Source organism: Curtobacterium sp. MCLR17_055 (assembly GCF_003234305.1).
GTDB classification, from domain to species: domain Bacteria; phylum Actinomycetota; class Actinomycetes; order Actinomycetales; family Microbacteriaceae; genus Curtobacterium; species Curtobacterium flaccumfaciens.
In genome coordinates, this window is sequence record NZ_QKSX01000001.1 from 348,206 (window position 1) to 363,560 (window position 15,355).

The 15,355-nt window shown below is 71.9% G+C and carries 14 protein-coding genes; 7 read left to right on the forward strand and 7 right to left on the reverse strand.

Features of this window, described 5'->3' with window-relative positions; translation table 11 throughout:
- Positions 1 to 88 precede the first annotated feature (88 nt).
- The 5 genes from DEJ09_RS01620 (at position 89) to DEJ09_RS01640 (ending at position 6,224) form a co-directional block, all read left to right on the forward strand.
- Positions 89 to 2,125, forward strand: a complete 2,037-nt coding sequence (locus DEJ09_RS01620) for an aldo/keto reductase (RefSeq protein WP_111087428.1) — start codon at positions 89 to 91, stop codon at positions 2,123 to 2,125.
- Positions 2,104 to 3,111, forward strand: a complete 1,008-nt coding sequence (locus tag DEJ09_RS01625; RefSeq protein ID WP_111032021.1) for a LacI family DNA-binding transcriptional regulator — start codon at positions 2,104 to 2,106, stop codon at positions 3,109 to 3,111. Before DEJ09_RS01620 ends, DEJ09_RS01625 begins: the two co-directional genes overlap by 22 nt.
- 213 nt (positions 3,112 to 3,324) lie before the next feature.
- Positions 3,325 to 4,848, forward strand: a complete 1,524-nt coding sequence (locus DEJ09_RS01630) for an MFS transporter (RefSeq protein WP_027466321.1) — start codon at positions 3,325 to 3,327, stop codon at positions 4,846 to 4,848.
- A gap of 207 nt (positions 4,849 to 5,055) precedes the next feature.
- Positions 5,056 to 5,565, forward strand: coding sequence for a flavin reductase family protein (locus DEJ09_RS01635; RefSeq protein WP_027466322.1), 510 nt, complete (start codon positions 5,056 to 5,058; stop codon positions 5,563 to 5,565).
- A 44-nt stretch (positions 5,566 to 5,609) separates the two neighbouring features.
- Complete coding sequence (locus DEJ09_RS01640) at positions 5,610 to 6,224, forward strand: superoxide dismutase (protein ID WP_027466323.1); 615 nt, start codon at positions 5,610 to 5,612, stop codon at positions 6,222 to 6,224.
- Positions 6,225 to 6,390: 166 nt separating this feature from the next.
- Here DEJ09_RS01640 and DEJ09_RS01645 read toward each other — a convergent pair whose 3' ends face one another.
- The gene (locus DEJ09_RS01645; protein WP_111087429.1) at positions 6,391 to 6,972 is read right to left on the reverse strand and encodes a TetR/AcrR family transcriptional regulator; all 582 of its coding nucleotides are present in this window, start codon (positions 6,970 to 6,972) and stop codon (positions 6,391 to 6,393) included.
- Between the two features lie 158 nt (positions 6,973 to 7,130).
- Here DEJ09_RS01645 and DEJ09_RS01650 point away from each other — a divergent pair, with 158 nt between their 5' ends.
- Entirely contained in the window at positions 7,131 to 8,102 is a 972-nt protein-coding gene (locus DEJ09_RS01650; protein WP_111087430.1) for a carbohydrate kinase family protein, read from the forward strand.
- A gap of 59 nt (positions 8,103 to 8,161) precedes the next feature.
- On the opposite strand, the gene DEJ09_RS01655 is transcribed toward DEJ09_RS01650, so the two are convergent.
- From DEJ09_RS01655 to upp, 5 genes are all read right to left on the reverse strand, one after another.
- The gene (locus DEJ09_RS01655; RefSeq protein WP_181433225.1) at positions 8,162 to 9,634 is read right to left on the reverse strand and encodes a serine hydrolase; all 1,473 of its coding nucleotides are present in this window, start codon (positions 9,632 to 9,634) and stop codon (positions 8,162 to 8,164) included.
- A complete protein-coding gene (locus DEJ09_RS01660; protein ID WP_111087432.1) occupies positions 9,631 to 10,980 on the reverse strand; it encodes a deoxyribodipyrimidine photo-lyase in 1,350 nt (449 codons plus the stop codon). Before DEJ09_RS01660 ends, DEJ09_RS01655 begins: the two co-directional genes overlap by 4 nt.
- On the reverse strand, positions 10,977 to 11,489 hold the full coding sequence (locus tag DEJ09_RS01665; protein ID WP_171907864.1) for a MarR family winged helix-turn-helix transcriptional regulator: 513 nt from the start codon (positions 11,487 to 11,489) through the stop codon (positions 10,977 to 10,979). The genes DEJ09_RS01660 and DEJ09_RS01665 overlap by 4 nt, the downstream gene beginning before the upstream one ends.
- A gap of 258 nt (positions 11,490 to 11,747) precedes the next feature.
- Positions 11,748 to 12,515, reverse strand: a complete 768-nt coding sequence (locus DEJ09_RS01670) for a winged helix-turn-helix domain-containing protein (protein ID WP_111087433.1) — start codon at positions 12,513 to 12,515, stop codon at positions 11,748 to 11,750.
- Positions 12,516 to 13,226: 711 nt separating this feature from the next.
- On the reverse strand, positions 13,227 to 13,862 hold the full coding sequence (gene upp, locus DEJ09_RS01675) for a uracil phosphoribosyltransferase (protein ID WP_071406290.1): 636 nt from the start codon (positions 13,860 to 13,862) through the stop codon (positions 13,227 to 13,229).
- 76 nt (positions 13,863 to 13,938) lie between these two features.
- Between upp and DEJ09_RS01680 the strand changes: the two genes are divergently transcribed.
- Positions 13,939 to 14,373: a nucleoside deaminase gene (locus tag DEJ09_RS01680; RefSeq protein ID WP_071247896.1), complete on the forward strand. Its 435-nt coding sequence runs from the start codon at positions 13,939 to 13,941 to the stop codon at positions 14,371 to 14,373.
- On the opposite strand, the gene DEJ09_RS01685 is transcribed toward DEJ09_RS01680, so the two are convergent.
- Entirely contained in the window at positions 14,354 to 15,310 is a 957-nt protein-coding gene (locus DEJ09_RS01685) for a cation diffusion facilitator family transporter (RefSeq protein ID WP_027466331.1), read from the reverse strand. The genes DEJ09_RS01680 and DEJ09_RS01685 overlap by 20 nt on opposite strands.
- Positions 15,311 to 15,355 lie beyond the last annotated feature (45 nt).

Here is a 15,355-nt window from a genome sequence, read left to right on the forward strand (position 1 = left end):
ACGAATTGCCGCAGGACCATTGCCGATCGCTCTCGAGCCCGCTAGCGTCGAGCCGACCGTGAAGGTTCACGAGACGACAAGGATCCGCATGTCAGCGCAGACGGCGAACACCGCCACCACCCCGACCTCGACCACCACCGACCGCCCCGGGTGGGCCGTCCTCGGCCCCGGCAGCATCGCCCGACGCTTCCTCTCGCAGCTGCCCGCCAGCGGGGGCGTCCTGGTCGCAGCCGGCAGTTCGTCCGCCGAGCGGGCGCAGGTCTTCGCCGACGAGGCCGCCGGGTTCGGGTTCACGGACGTGACCGCCGGGACCTACGACGAGGTCCTCGCCGACCCGCGGGTGGACGCCGTCTACGTGTCGACCGTGCACACCGGTCACGCCCGGCTCGTGCTCGCCGCACTCGAGGCCGGCAAGGCCGTCCTGTGCGAGAAGCCCCTCGCCGTGAACCACGGCACCGCGATGGCACTCACCGATGCTGCGCGCCAGGCCGGCCTGCCGCTCGTCGAGGCGTTCATGTACCGCTTCCACCCGCAGACCGCGGCACTGCTCGACCTGATCCGCGACGGCGTGATCGGCGACGTGACCCACGTCGACGCCTCGTTCGCGTTCCGGACGGGTGAGCGCACCGGTCGCCTGTTCGACGTCGACACCGCCGGCGGCGGGATCCTCGACGTCGGCGGGTACCCGGTGACGATGGCCGCGGCGATCGTGCAGGCCGCCACCGGGGTCGCCGTCGCCGAGCCGGTGGACCTCACCGCCACGGGCACGCTCGGGCCGACCGGGGTCGACGAGTGGACGGTCGCGCAGCTCACCTACCGGGGCGGGATCACGGCGACGGTCCGGACCGGCGTCTTCGTGCAGGACGACAACGCCGTGTCGGTGTACGGCTCGCGCGGTCGCATCGTGCTCACCGACCCGTGGACCCTGGGCGACGATCCCACCATCGAGATCCACACCGTCGACGAACCCCCTCGCTCGATGTCGTTCGCGGGTGAGCACCCCTACGCCCGAGAAGCCGACGCCACCACCGACGCACTTCGTGCCGGTGCGGTCGAGGCGGCGCAGATGACCATCGACGAGACCCTCGCCACCGCCCGCACGCTCGACAGGTGGCGCGCGGCGATCGGCCTGCGCTACCCCTTCGAGGCCGAGACCGCCGACATCCCGACGGTGTCCGGCCGACCGCTCATCGTGCAGGACGGCAACCCGATGCGCTACGGCGAGGTGCCGGGCGTCGGCAAGCGGATGTCCCGCCTGGTGATGGGCGTCGACAACCAGCCCGACCTGGCACACGCCAGCGCGATCTTCGACCTGTTCGTCGAGCAGGGCGGCAACGTCTTCGACACCGGCTACATCTACGGCGGCGGTGTGCTCGAAGGACGGCTCGGCAGGTGGATCCAGAACCGGGGGATCCGCGAGGACGTGGTCGTCATCACGAAGGGCGCCCACACCCCGCACTGTGACCCGGAGTCGATCACCCGGCAGCTGCTCGAGAGCCTCGAGCGCCAGGGCACCGACTACGCGGACATCTACATGATGCACCGCGACAACCCCGACATCCCGGTGGGGGAGTTCGTCGACGTGCTCGACGAACACCGCCGGGCCGGGCGCATCCGCGTCTACGGCGGCTCGAACTGGACCCCCGCACGGTTCGACGAGGCGAACGCCTACGCACGGGCCAACGGCAAGCACGGGTTCGAGGTGCTCAGCAACCACTTCGGTCTCGCCGAGGCGTACGACGTGCCGTGGGACGGCTGCGAACACGCGACCGATGCGGCATCGAAGGCCTGGCTGGAGGAACGCCAGGTCCCGCTGCTGCCGTGGTCGTCGCAGGCCCGCGGCTTCTTCACCGGCCGCGCGACGCCCGAGGACACCAGCGACGCCGAACTCGTCCGCTGCTACTACTCGGACGACAACTTCGAGCGGCTCCGGCGTGCGCGGGAGCTCGGCGAGCAGTTCGGCGTGCCCGCGACGGCGATCGCCCTGGCGTACGTGCTCAACCAGCCGTTCCCGACGTTCCCGCTCTTCGGACCCCGTACGATCGCGGAGGCCCGGTCGTCCATGACCGGCCTCTCCGTCGACCTCTCCCCGGAACAGGTGGCATGGCTGGACCTCCGCGCCTGACCCCGGGCGGCCGCGCGACGATCATCGACGTCGCCGCGGCCGCCGGGGTGTCCCGGCAGACCGTCACCCGCGCGATGAACGGCATGTCCGGCATCAGCGCGGCGACCAAGGACCGCGTGCTCCAGGCCGCGGCTGCGCTCGACTACCGTCCGTCACGGTTCGGCCGCGGGCTCGTCACGGGTGGCGACCACCAGCTCGGGCTCGTCGTCAACGACCTGCGGAACCCCTACGCACCGGCACTCGCCTCCGCGGTGCTCGGCCTGGCCGCCGCCCGCGGGTGGAACGTCATGCTCGCCGACGTCGGGCTCGCGAGCGACTCGGACCGGATGGTGGAGTCCCTCGGTGCCCAGACCGACGTCGTGATCGGCTACCTCGGGTCCCGCGCCCCGGAGTGGATCGAACGGCTCGGCTCGGTCCCGGTCGTCGAGCTCGACCCCTCGGGGCCGGTGACCCGCGCCGCGGTCCGGATCGACCCGACCGCCGCGATCGAGGACCTCGCCGACCACCTCGTCGACGTCGGGGTGAAGCACCCCGTCGTGCTCGACGCCGCCGCCGACGGCGTACCGAGCCAGCGCGGGGAACACATGGTCGCGGCACTCCGGCGTCGCGGGTACCTGCCCGACCTCGTCGTCGCGTCCGCGCCCACCGCAGAGGCCGGTGCCGAACGGACCGAACGGATCCTCGCCGAGCACCGCCGGGTGGACGCGGTCCTGGCGTTCAACGACGTGCTGGCGCTCGGCGTGCTGTCGGCCTGTCGTCGTGCCGGCGTCGACGTCCCCGGTGACGTCCGCGTGGTCGGCGTCGACGGCCTGCCGCTCGGGACGCTCGTCGCGCCGACGCTCACCACGCTGGCCGTCGACCTCGACGAGGTCGCCGGCCAGGCCCTCGACCTGGCGCTCGGCATGCTCGCGGGCGAGCTGCCGCGCTCGGGCGCGGCCGTCGAGCGCACGGTGCGACACCGCTTGCTGCTCCGCGAATCGGCGTAGGCCCGACGACGCGACCAGTGGACCGACGCAAGGCCCGTGGCGGGACCGGCACGGGCCTCCCGGCCGTCGTCAGTTGCATTTGCAACCAAAACCGTCCGGACGGTACACTAACGGAGTCCTGACGGGGCGCGTGTCCATCCCGCGTCCCGTCTCGTCTGCCCCACGTACCACCCGCCGTCGACCTGGTCCGGCTCGAAGTCCCAGGAGTCCGCCGTGTCCGCACTGCTCACCAGCCCCGTCGCCACCCGCGTCACCGGGAGCCGCGCCCGACGGTTCCTCGCGCTCGCCGTGCTCATGCTGCCGGTCCTGCTCATCTCGGTCGACAACACCATCCTGAGCTTCGCGCTGCCGTCGATCAGCCGCGCGCTGAACCCGGACGCGACCACGCAGCTCTGGATCGTGGACGCGTACCCGCTGGTGCTCGCCGGCCTGCTCGTCGTGATGGGCAGCATCGGTGACCGCATCGGCCGTCGGCGGATCCTGGTGATCGGTGCGACCGGCTTCGCCCTGTTCTCGGTGGCCGCGGCGTTCGCGACCGACGCGTGGATGCTCGTCGCGGCCCGGATCGCGATGGGCGTGTTCGGCGCGATGCTCATGCCCGCGACGCTGTCGATCATCCGCAACGTGTTCGTGGACGCGGGGGAGCGGCGGATGGCGCTCGCCGTCTGGTCGACGATGTTCGCGGCCGGCAACGCGCTCGGGCCGCTCGTCGGCGGCGCGCTGCTCGCGCACTTCCACTGGGGCAGCGTGTTCCTGGTCGCGGTGCCGATCCTCGTGCTCATGCTCGTCGGCGTGCCGTTCTGCGTGCCGGAGTCCCGTGACCCGATGCCCGGGCCGGTCGACCTGCCGAGCATGTTCCTGTCCCTCGGCGCCCTCGCACCGATCGCCTGGGCGATCAAGTCGGTCGTGCACCCCGAGGAGCGCGGCCTCGCGATCGCCATGCTCGCGGTCGGAGTCGTCTGCGGCATCGCGTTCGTCCGTCGGCAGCTGCGGTCCCGCACGCCGATGCTCGACCTGCGCCTGTTCCGCAGCACGGCCTTCACCGGCAGTGTGCTGATGAACCTGGCGGCGATGTTCTCGCTCACCGGGTTCCTGTTCTTCATCGCCCAGCACCTGCAGCTCGTGGCCGGGCTCGACCCGTTCGCATCCGGCGTCGTGCTCATCCCGGGGTCGGTCCTGACCATCGTCGCCGGGCTCGCGGTCGTGCCGATCGTGGCGCGCGTCGCACCGCGCTGGGTCGTGTCGGTCGCGCTGCTGTTCTCGGCGGCGGCGTACGCCCTGGTCGCGGTCCTCGGACACCACGCCTCCATCGCCGCCCTGGCGTTCGCGTTCGTGCTGCTCGGCATCGGGATCGGGGCGTCCGAGACGGTGACGAACGACCTCATCATCTCGACGGCACCGGCGGACAAGGCGGGCGCGGCGTCGGCGATGTCCGAGACGGCGTACGAGATCGGCGCCGTGCTCGGCACCGCGGTGCTCGGGACGATCCTGGCGACGACCTACCGGGCGCACGTCGTGGTCCCCGACGGGTTGTCCTCGGCGGCGCACGTCGCGGCGCAGGAGACCCTCGGCGGCGCGGTCGCCGCTGCGGGCCAGCTCGGCGGCAGCGCCGGGCAGGTGCTGCTCGAGTCGGCGCGGGCGGCCTTCGACTCCGGCGTGACGATCACGGCGGGCGTCGCCGCGGTGCTCATGGTCGTGGCGGCCGCGGGTGCGCTCGTCATGCTCAAGCGCCGCTGAGCGGCCGAGCTGCGCTTCGCTTCGTGAGCAGGAATGGTCGGGTCGCCGTGCGTGACCCGACCGTTCCTGTTCACGAAGTGCCCGCCACGGCGCGCCCGGCCACGCCCGAACCTGTGAATCGTTGACCTCAACCAGGGTTCAGGTCATACGTTGGGTGGCAGCCGCCGAGTGACGGCAGCCCCTCCCGAAGGAACGACCACGATCACCATGCCCGACGAAGCACCGGCAACCATCGCCGACGCGTACAAGTCCGCCTTCCGCGGGCACCCTGCCGGCGTCGCCGTCATCACGGCCGAAGGCCCCGACGGACCGACCGGCCTCACCGCCTCGAGCGTCGCGAGCGTCGCCGTCGACCCGCCCGTCCTCGTTTTCTCGCTCTCGACGAACTCCGGCTCGGCCGGGGTCGTGCTCGGTGCGCCGCTGTTCGTCGTGCACCTGGTCGACTCCCTCGGGGTCGCACTGGCGAAGCGCTTCGCCTCGACCGGCAGCCCGGCCGCCGACGACCCGATCTGGGGCACCCTGCCGTCCGGCGACCGCTACCTGCCGAGTGCGGCGAGTGCGCTCCGCTGCCGACCGCTGTCGACGACGCCCATCGGCAGCTCGACCGTCGTCGTGGCCGAGGTGCTCGACATCATCGTCGGTGCCGACCGCGGCGAGCCGCTGGTCTACCACAACCGGGAATTCCACTCCCTCACCGATCGTTCCCGGCTCTCGTGAGCCGCGGAGCCGCGTCCACAACCCACTGATCGAAAGGACCTCACATGGCTGAGTACACCCTGCCGGAACTGCCGTACGACTACGCCGCGCTCGAGCCGCACATCAGCGGCAAGATCATGCAGCTGCACCACGACAAGCACCACCAGGCCTACGTGACCGGTGCCAACACCGCGCTGCAGCAGCTCGGTGAGGCCCGTGAGTCGGGCAACTTCGGCGCGATCAACAAGCTCGAGAAGGACCTCGCGTTCCACCTCGGTGGCCACGTGAACCACTCGATCTTCTGGACCAACCTCGGCCCGGACACGAAGGTCCCCGAAGGCGAGCTCGCCGCGGCGATCGACGAGTTCTTCGGTTCGTTCGAGAAGTTCCAGGCGCAGTTCGCCGCCGTCGCGAACGGCATCCAGGGCTCCGGCTGGTCCGTGCTGGCCTGGGACACCGTGGGCCAGAAGCTCACCACGTTCCAGCTCTTCGACCAGCAGGGAAACATCCCGTTCGGCCTCGTCCCGATCTTCATGCTCGACATGTGGGAGCACGCCTTCTACCTCGACTACCTGAACGTCAAGGCGGACTACGTCAAGGCCGTCTGGAACATCGTCGACTGGGAGAACGTCGCCGCTCGTTTCGAGAACGCGAAGTCGCAGCGGTTCGTCACGCTCTGATCCGCGTCGGCGGGTCACCACGGTGACCACCTGACGAACGGGAGGCACGGTGCCAGCTGGCACCGTGCCTCCCGTTCGTGGTCCGGGTCACGTTCCGGGCCGTGCGCCGTCGCCGTGTCCCGTCGCCGGGTACGCGAGCGGTCCGCGATCGCGTTCGCGTGTGCGCTCAGCGCACGCGGTCTGCGGCGGCCGTGCTGGCTGCCAGGTCGTGGGCGATGCGACGCAGTGCAGCGTCGGCGTCGGTGTGCGCGCCGTCGACGAGCGCGCCCCACTGGGCTCCGCGGGCGGCCAGGACCGTGTGCTGGGCCGCGCGTTCGGCGAGGACGGGGTCGGCGCCGTGTGCTCGGCACCAGGCCCGGACGGCGGCGACCTGGCAGCGGTGCGCGCGGCGCTGCCGGTCACGCCCGTCGAGGGACTCGACCGACCCGAGTTCGAAGGTGAGCCGTGCGGCCAGCGCACGGTGCGGGTCGTCGAGCCCGCCGAAGGTCGCGACCAGGTGGTCGGCGAGGGCGTCCGTGTCGGCGGCCGGGTCGAGCGCGGGCGCTCGGTGCGAGGTCGCGAGGTGCTCGACGACGGAGTCGATCAGGGCGTCGCGGGAGCCGAAGTGGTAGACGACCGGGTAGGCGCTCGTCCCGAGCACGCGGCCGAGGCCCCGGACCGTGACGTCCTCGATCTTGGTCTCGACGAAGTGGTCGACGACCTTCTCGAGGATCGCGGGTTTGCGGGTGGGGTCGGGCTTCCTGGGCATGGCATCTCCGTCGTCGGGGCGGTGGTCGCGCGACCGCCCACATACTAGCAGCCGGTATATCAGTGACACCATTGGTCGTTGTGTGCGATCTCTCCGCGAAACCTCCGTTTTCACCGATAGAAACGGAGAAAAACTCGGCTCCGGGTAGACTGTTGCGGATGTCCATGCCGTACGAGGGCGCTCTGCCGCCGTCACGGCCCGAGGGGACCCGCGCCGGACGGGTGGTCGCGGGCCGTCGTCGCGGCGCCGGAAAACGCTTCCTGGTCGTCGGCGACGTCCTGGACGGCGTCCTCGTGCACACCACCGCACACCGGATCGGGATGCACGACCCCGCTGCGGAGATCCGCCACCGGCCGACCGGTGCCGGTGGCAACACGGCCACGTGGCTCGGCTGGCTCGGGGCCGAGGTCGACGTCGTCGCCCGGGTCGGGGTCGACGACGTGTACCGCCACGAGCGCGCGCTCGAGGACGCCGGGGTCCGCGCCCACCTGCGCTACGACGCGATGACGTCCACCGGGGTCGTCGTCTCGGTCCGCAACGACCACGGTCGCACCGCGATGTCCGACCCCGCCGCGAGCGGGAAGATCAGCGCCGCAGACGTCCCGCCGTCGGTGGTCGCCCGCGCCGACATCGTGCACCTGACCGGGGCCGCCATGCTCGGCGGGGGAGCCGACCGGCTCGCCGACCTCGTGGCGTGCGCCCGGACCGGCCCGGCGCGCGTGGCGGTGGACCCCTCGTCGGTGGCGGTGATCGAGACGATCGGTGCCGACCGGTTCCTCGAAGCCCTGCGGGGCGTCGACGTGCTCTTCCCCGACCAGCACGAGGCGCTCGCCCTCGCCGGGGGTGACGACCTCGACGCCGCAGTGCGGCGGCTGACCGAGCACGTCCCGCTGGTCGTCGTCACGGCCGGGGCCGACGGCGCGCTCATCGGGCGCCGGGGCCGCAGCGTCCACCGGGTCCCCGCGACACCGGCGACCGTCGTCGACACCATCGGGGCGGGGGACGCCTTCGTCGCGGGGTTCGTCCGTGCGTGGGCGACGGATCCGGTCCGCGTCGGTGCGGCAGCCCGCGAGGGCACCCGGGTCGCCGCGCGGGCACTCGGCTTCGTGGGCGGTCGACCGCCGGTCTGAGGCGGGCGCGCACGTGGCGCCGCCTGGTCAGCGCTCGGTCGGGTCAGCGCTCCGCCGGTTCAGCGCTCCGACGGTTCAGCGACGACGTTCAGGGTCTGGACGCGCCCCGCGGCGGCGGGCGCGAGCCGGATCTCGACGCGCAGCCGCCCGCAGGTGCCGGGGAGCCACCAGCGCAGGTGCGACGGTGCCGCCGAGTACTCGGACACCGGTGCGGCACCGAGATCGGCACCGACGTCCGCGACGGCCTGCGCCACCGCCCGGCGCCGTCGGTCGTACGGCACGTCCATCGCCACGTTGGGCGTGCAGATCGCGTCCGCCAGGTCGTCGCGCCAGTCGGCCAGGAGGCGCGTCACGGCGGCCTGGGCGGCTCGCGTCGCGCGGGTGGTCGCCACCACCCCGGTGCTCGGTCCGGTCACGTCGGCGTCGGCTTCCGGCGCGTCGGATGTGTGGGCCGTCAGCGCCGCGTCGAGCACGAGGTCGTGCGCCTGCTGCGCGGCCGCGGAGACCTTGGCCTGCGTGGCGTTCTCGAACGCGACGACCCCGAGGCCGTCGCGCACGGACCACCGCATGTGCGCGGAGAAGCCCGGGTAGCCGCCGGAGTGCGAGACGAGCTCGCCGAAGCGATTGTCCTGCTCGACGAACAGCCCGAAGCCGTACGCCGTCGCGCGGGCCGAACCCGGCACGACGGACGACGGGACGACCCGCATCGCCTGCTGCATGAGCCGGCGGTCAGCGGGGGAGACCGGGCCGGGTTCCGGTGCGGCGGAGAACGCCGAACCGAGGTGTGTCGCCCAGCGCGCCAGGTTACGCACGGTCGAGAAGAGCCCGCCGATCGACGAGAAGGCACCGGGGCCGGTCATCGGCAGGGGTTCCCAGTCGCCCTCGTGTCCGCGGACACCGGTGACCACGAAGCCGGTCGACTCGGCGGCGCTGAACACCGTGTCGGTGAGGCCGAGGGGACGGAGCACGATCTCACTGGCGGCAGCGGTGAAGGGCTGCCCCGTCACGGCGGCGACGACCCGGCCGAGCAGCGCGTAGCCGAGGTTCGAGTAGGCGAAGCGGGTGCCGGGCAGCGAGTCGAACAGCAGGCCGCCGCGCAGGACCTCGTCGAGCTCGGCGTCCGAGATCGACTCCTGCCGGTCGGCCCAGGGGTCGTCGGTGGGGAACCCGGCCGACATCGTCAGCAGCATCCGCACCGTGGGGACGGGGGAGTCCGGGGTCGGCAGGGTGACGGCGCCGAAGGCCGACACGAAGTCGGTGATCGGCGCGTCGAGGTCGAGCGCACCCCGGGCGACGAGGGTCAGCAGGGTCGCGGCGGTGACGCTCTTGGTGCAGGAGGCGATGCGGTAGACGGTGTCGGCGTCCGGGCTCCGGCCGTCACCGCGGTCACCGTGCCCGCCGGACGCGACGAGGCCGGAGCGGTCGAACACGCCCCACACGCTGCTCGGCGCGAGGCCCTGTTCGACGCGAGCACGGAACAGCTCGTCGACCTGGTCGACGACCGCAGCGATCGCGGGGTGCGACCCGGTCACGAGCGCCGCATCCGTTCGTAGGCGTCGAGCGCCCGCTGCCGTGACGCCTTCAGGTCGACCATCGGCTCGGGCCGCAGCTCGTCGGCGGGGACCCAGCGGTGGACGTACTCGCGGTGCGGGTCGAAGCGCTCGAGTTGCCGATCGGGGTTGAAGACGCGGAAGTACGGGGCGGCGTCGAAGCCGGAGCCCGCGACCCACTGCCAGTTCGCCGCGTTGTTGGCGGGGTCGGCGTCGACCAGGGTGTCCCAGAACCACTGCTCCCCGACGCGCCAGTCGACGAGCAGATTCTTCACGAGGAAGCTGCCGGCGGCAAGCCGCACCCGGTTGTGCATGGCGCCGCTGTGCCAGAGCTCGCGCATGCCCGCGTCGACCAGGTCGAAGCCGGTCAGGCCCTGCCGCCAGCGGTCGAGCTCGGCCGCTTCCGGGTCACGCCACGGGAAGGCGTCGAAGTTCCGACGGACGTTGACGGTGGCGATGTCGTCGCAGTGGAAGTACTCGTTCCAGTTGAACTCGCGCCACGCCAGCTGCCGGAGGAACGCGGCGGCGTTCTGGCGCTGCGCGGGCTCGAGCCGCTCGTGCAGGCGGTGCCACACCTGGTACGGGCTGATCTCGCCCCACCGCAGGAACGGCGACAGGCTGCTGGTCGCTTCCATCGCGGGCTCGTCGCGCTGGTCGTAGTCCTCGAGCGCGTGCTCGACGAAGTGCTCGAGCTGCTGCTGCGCGCCGTGCTCGCCCGGGGTCCAGGCGTCACGGAGGCCGCCGGCCCAGTCAGGCTTCGTCGGCAGCAGTGCCCAGTCGGCCAGCGCATCACCCGTGACGTCGGCCGGAGCGGGCAGGTCGTCGGGGTCGGGCAGGGGGTGGCGCGGTTCGGGCAGCGCCTGGACGGCGTTCCAGAACGGGGTGAAGACCTTGTACGGCTCGCCCTGCCCGGTGAGCACGGTCCACGGTTCCCAGAGCAGGTTCGCGGCGAAGCTGTGCGCCTCGACGCCACGGTCGTGCAGGGCCGCCTTGATGCCGGCGTCGATGTCCCGCTCGACGGCGCCGTACCGACGGTTCCAGTACACGGCGTCGGCTCCGGTGTCGGCGACGAGCTGGTCGATCGCCGTCGCCGCGGCACCGCGCCGGAGGACCAGCCGGGAACCCCGCTCGCGCAGGTCGGCATCGAGGGCGGTCAGGGACTGGTGCAGCCACCAGCGGCTCGCGGCACCGATCGGACGGAGCCCGGGGGACTGCTCGTCGAGGACGACCACCACCGTGACGTCGCCGCCGTGGTCGATCGCCGCACGGAGCGCCGGGTTGTCCGACAGCCGCAGGTCGTCACGGAGCCAGACGATCGCGCCGGTCACACCGTCGCCGCATCCGCAGCGGCCACCGGGCGGGCCGTCGACCGCCGGCTCGGTGCCGTGCCGACCGCCAGTCGGAGCTTCGTGCAGAGTTCGGTGAGGGTGCGGAGTTCGGGGTCGGACAGTCCGGCGCCGACCTGCTGCGCGATGCTCGCCGCGTGCTGCACGGCGACCTGGCGGTAGACGTCGAAGCCGTGCGGGGTCAGTGCCACGATCACGCCGCGGGCGTCCGTGGGGTCCGGCTGCTTCTCGACGATGCCGCGGGCGAGCAGCCGGTCGACCAGGCGGCTGACGCTCGGCTGGGTGAGGAGCAGGTGCCCGGTGAGGTCGCGCATCCGGCAGCGGCGGCCGGGCTGGGTCGACAGGTTGAAGCAGACGTCGTACTCGTTGAACGAGATCTCGTCGCCGGGGAAGTCCGCGTTGAGACTCCGCATCACGGCGACCTGGGCGCGGAAGAGCGCTTCCCAGGCGGCGACCGCGGTCGCCTTCTCACTGCGGCGTGTCTCGCTCACGTTCGCGTTCCCTCCGGTCGTACGGTCTGACCACACTACCGACGGGGTCCGACAGGAGCCGGGCGACATGCACGAGGGCCGGCCGCCTGTCGGCGACCGGCCCTCTCCCTTGCACCAAGAGTTTCCTGCAATCACATTCCACAGGCGGTGCCACAGCAAACACCGTCTGCACCACCGACTGTATAACGAAGCGGTAACGGCGCGCCAGCCTCTCCGTGGCCGGTTCGCTGCGAGTTCGCCAAGAGCAGCCGATCAGGCTCAGAAGAGGTCGGGCGACGGGGTCGACGCGTACCGCACGGCGACGTCCGCGTGCCGGTCGAAGCGGTAGCCGACGCCGCGCACGGTGCGGACGATCTCCTCGAACGCGCCGAGCTTGGAGCGGAGCCGACGCACGTGCACGTCGATGGTGCGCTCGTTCGGGGTCTCGTCCTCGCCGTCCGACCAGAGGCCGTCGATGATCGCGGACCGGTCGACGGTCTGGCCCTCGCGGAGGACCAGGAACTGCAGGAGCTCGAACTCCTTGTAGGTCAGTGGTGCCGCTTCGCCGTCGAGGGTCACGCGCTTCCGCGAGATGTCGATGACGACACCGGTCTCCTCGGGTTCGGGCTTCTCGGCCTGCTTGCGGGCGGCCACCGCGGAGCGGTCCTGCAGGGCGAGCCGGACGACGTCGACGTCCCGGCCACCGGATTGCTCGGCGGCGACGGCGACGGCCGCGTACGTCTCGGACGACGGGACGAGCTGCGCCGTGAGGGCCTTGAGCTGCTCGACCACCGCGGCCAGGGTCGTGCCCGCGGCGGCGGCCTTCGCTTCGTCGATGCCGACGTACAGGGCGAAGCCGCGGGCCTCGGTGCCCTCGGGGAGCGCGCGGTTCCGCTGCGGTGCGACCACGGGGCTCGTCGGCACGGTGGCCGGTCCGGTCGCCACCGGGGAGGCCGGGCGCGGACGGATCGGCGTCACGGTGCCGAGGTCGGTCGGGGCCGGTGCGGTGCGGAGCGCGGTTCGGGGCTGGGCGATGGTGAGCGACATGGTGGTTCTCCGGGCGGTGTGGCCGGTGCGCGGGTGGCGCGGCGGCCGGTGTCGAATGCGTCATCCCGGGTACGGCGGTACGCCGATGTGCCCTGCGGTCCTGCTGCGGACCGGGGCCGACCCGGGGGAACGGGAGACAGACCTCGTGGCGTGGTGCGCGTCGCCGACGGTGTCCGTCACCCGGGGATCACGCGCTCGCGACGGGGGTGGTGTCGCGGGGGATCCGGCTGGAACGGGTGCCGATCAGGCACACATTCGACAACGCATGACCGGCATGGTCGGCATCATCACGCCGACGGTCCCCACTGCCCCTGCGGAGGAGCACGCCTCGGAGAGGACGCGGGTGGACACGGTTGCAGTCATGTGACGAGTATCTGCGGTATACCAACGCGGTGTCAACCGTCCGCGCGGACGGTGCGGTGGGCGCGACCGCACGGGCGTCGAGCGCCACGCCCGTTCTTTCCCATTACGCCTGCGATGGAAAGTCGAATCGGGCGTACCGGGTGGAAAGAACCGACCGGGTACGCCCGGAACGACCGGGTACGCCCGGAACAGGCGCGTACGCCCGAATCGACCGGGTACGACCGGGTACGCCCGGAACGACCTGGTACGCCCGGAACGGGCGGGTGCGGTGGGCGCGACCGCACGGACGACAGGAGGCGCGGTGCCAGCTGGCACCGCGCCTCCTGTCCGTGACGTATCGGGTCTGCGCTACTCGGCCAGGCCGTAGAGCCGGTCGCCAGCGTCGCCGAGGCCCGGGACGATGTACCCGTTCTCGTCGAGCTTCTCGTCGAGCGCACCGAGGACGATCGAGACGTTGCGGTCGCCGACGGCCTGCTCGACCATGGCGAGCCCCTCGGGGGCACCGAGGATGCACACGCACGTGATCTCCTGCGCACCGCGGGCGAACAGGAAGTCGATCGCGGCGGCGAGGGTGCCACCGGTGGCGAGCATCGGGTCGAGCACGAAGCACTGCCGCCCGGACAGGTCGTCGGGCAGGCGCTCGGCGTAGGTCTGCGGCTCGAGCGTCTCCTCGTTGCGGGCCATGCCGAGGAAGCCGACCTCGGCCGTCGGGACGAGCTTGACCATGCCCTCGAGCATGCCGAGCCCGGCGCGGAGGATCGGGACGACGAGCGGCCGCGGCTTGGCGATCGCGACGCCCATGGTGTGCGCCACCGGCGTGTCGATCGGCGTCGCCGTGACCCGGACGCCCCGCGTGGCCTCGTACGCGAGGAGCGTGACGAGCTCCTCGGTCAGGGCGCGGAACGTGGGGGAGGGCGTCGTACGGTCGCGGAGCACCGAGAGCTTGTGGGTGATGAGCGGGTGGTCGGCGACGTGGACTCGCATAGGGTCGAGCCTAGCGTGCCGTCGACCGTCAGGAGGTCCCGTGGAGGAGCCCGCAGCCCGCCCGTTCGTCCCGGCGATGGAGCGCGCGCTCGACGAGGCTCGACGGTGCCTGGAGACCGACGACGTCCCGGTCGGCGCGGTGGTGCTCGACCGCGACGGCGTCGTGGTCGCCACCGGCCGGAACGAGCGCGAGGCACGACAGGACCCGACGGCCCACGCCGAGGTCCTCGCGCTGCGTGCTGCAGCGGCGGTGACGGGGGACTGGCACCTCGAGGAGCACACGCTCGTGGTGACGCTCGAGCCCTGCCCGATGTGCGCCGGCGCCGTCATGGCCGCACGGGTGCCCCGTGTCGTGTTCGGCGCGTGGGACCCGAAGGCGGGCGCCAGCGGCAGCGTCTACGACATCGCCAGGGACCGCCGGCTGCCGCACCGCTCCGAGGTCATCGGGGGCGTGCTCGAGCAGGCGTGTGCCGAGCTGCTCGACGACTTCTTCAGTCCGCGGCGAGGATGACGATCGCTTCGGTCGGCGGCTGCGGCCCGGTGCGCAGCACGTCCGGTTCGACGTAGATCACCCGGGCGATCGGCACGGCGCTCCGGACACGCTGCTCGACGGTGTCGATGCCGGCGGCGACGTCACCGAGCCGGCGGTCCCCGTCGACGGCGACCTTCACGCCGACCATCAGCTCGTCCGGCCCGAGGTACAGGGTCTTCAGGTGGATGATCGCGTCGACCTCGGGGCCGTCGAGCACCGCCTGCTTGATGCGCTCGACGTCGGCGGCGGTCGCGCCCTCGCCGACGAGCAGGCTCTTCGTCTCGATGCCGAGCACCACGGCGACCGCGATGAGCAGCGCCGCGATGAGCATGGTGCCGATGGCGTCGAACACCCCGTTGCCGGTGATCGCCGTCAGGCCGACGCCGAACAGGGCGAAGACCAGGCCGAGCAGGGCCGCGGTGTCCTCGAGCATCACGACGGGCAGCTCCGGGGCCTTCGCACGGCGGACGAACTGCACCCAGCTCTGCGAGCCCTTCTGCGGTCGGGCCTCGTGCAGGGCGGTGCGGAGCGAGAAGCCCTCGAGCCCGATGGCGATGACGAGCACCACGAGGGGGAGCCACCAGTTCTCGAGCGGGTGCGGGTGGGCGAGCTTCTCGATGCCCTCGTAGAGCGAGAACACACCGCCGACCGAGAACAGGATGATGGAGACGACGAACGCGTAGACGTAGCGTTCACGCCCGTAGCCGAACGGGTGCTCCTGGTCCGCCGCTCGCCGGGCCTTGCGGCCACCGAGCAGCAGGAGGAGCTGGTTCGCGGAGTCGGCCAGGGAGTGCACGCCCTCGGCCAGCATCGACGCCGATCCGCTGATCGCCGCCGCGATGAACTTCACGATCGCGATGCCGATGTTGGCACCGAGTGCGGCGAAGATCGCCTTCGTGCCTCCGGAAGCGCTCACAGCTGTCCCCTTCTCGTGGTCTGCGACACGATCCTAGGCGGGTGG

What these genes read in the sequence shown, in the direction of transcription:
- DEJ09_RS01620 (WP_111087428.1), top strand. Translation starts at nt 89, where the DNA reads ATGTCAGCGCAGACGGCGAACACCGCCACCACCCCGACCTCGACCACC.
- DEJ09_RS01625 (WP_111032021.1), top strand. Translation starts at nt 2,104, where the DNA reads ATGGCTGGACCTCCGCGCCTGACCCCGGGCGGCCGCGCGACGATCATC.
- DEJ09_RS01635 (WP_027466322.1), top strand. Translation starts at nt 5,056, where the DNA reads ATGCCCGACGAAGCACCGGCAACCATCGCCGACGCGTACAAGTCCGCC.
- DEJ09_RS01640 (WP_027466323.1), top strand. Translation starts at nt 5,610, where the DNA reads ATGGCTGAGTACACCCTGCCGGAACTGCCGTACGACTACGCCGCGCTC.
- DEJ09_RS01645 (WP_111087429.1), bottom strand. Translation starts at nt 6,972, where the DNA reads ATGCCCAGGAAGCCCGACCCCACCCGCAAACCCGCGATCCTCGAGAAG.
- DEJ09_RS01650 (WP_111087430.1), top strand. Translation starts at nt 7,131, where the DNA reads ATGTCCATGCCGTACGAGGGCGCTCTGCCGCCGTCACGGCCCGAGGGG.
- DEJ09_RS01670 (WP_111087433.1), bottom strand. Translation starts at nt 12,515, where the DNA reads ATGTCGCTCACCATCGCCCAGCCCCGAACCGCGCTCCGCACCGCACCG.
- upp (WP_071406290.1), bottom strand. Translation starts at nt 13,862, where the DNA reads ATGCGAGTCCACGTCGCCGACCACCCGCTCATCACCCACAAGCTCTCG.
- DEJ09_RS01680 (WP_071247896.1), top strand. Translation starts at nt 13,939, where the DNA reads ATGGAGCGCGCGCTCGACGAGGCTCGACGGTGCCTGGAGACCGACGAC.